Annotated in this window: 1 pseudogene; it reads right to left on the bottom strand. The window is 67.9% G+C overall.

What is annotated here, in order from left to right:
* Positions 1-21: 21 nt before the first annotated feature.
* Positions 22-324, bottom strand: a pseudogene (locus tag B2W55_RS23930) (LLM class flavin-dependent oxidoreductase); the annotation flags it as partial.

The following is a 324-nucleotide window of genomic DNA, read 5'->3' as shown; positions in this document are numbered from 1 at the left end:
CGGCGCAGGCCGGGACGACGCTCATGATGCGCCTTCCTTTTTCGCAAGCCCGAACGCTTCAGCCAGCAGGCCGTACGACTTCTTCCGCGCCGCGTGGTCGTAGACCGCGGTGATCACCATCAGTTCGTCCGCCTGGCTTGCAGCGATCAGTGGCTCCAGCTTCGTCATCACGGTTGCGGGGCTGCCGACGAACAGCCGCGCCCGGTTGCGCGCGATCGAGGCCCGCTCGGCGTCGGTGTAGGGATAGGCCTCCGCTTCCTCGACGCTCGGCAGCGGCAGATACTGGCCGCGATCGCGGCGCAGCCGGTTGAGATCCGCCGACAG

Source organism: Bradyrhizobium sp. UBA2491, assembly GCF_002341725.1.
Taxonomy (GTDB): domain Bacteria; phylum Pseudomonadota; class Alphaproteobacteria; order Rhizobiales; family Xanthobacteraceae; genus Bradyrhizobium.
Note: the sequence above shows the minus strand (reverse complement) of the source record. Positions and strands in the feature narration are given on the sequence as shown.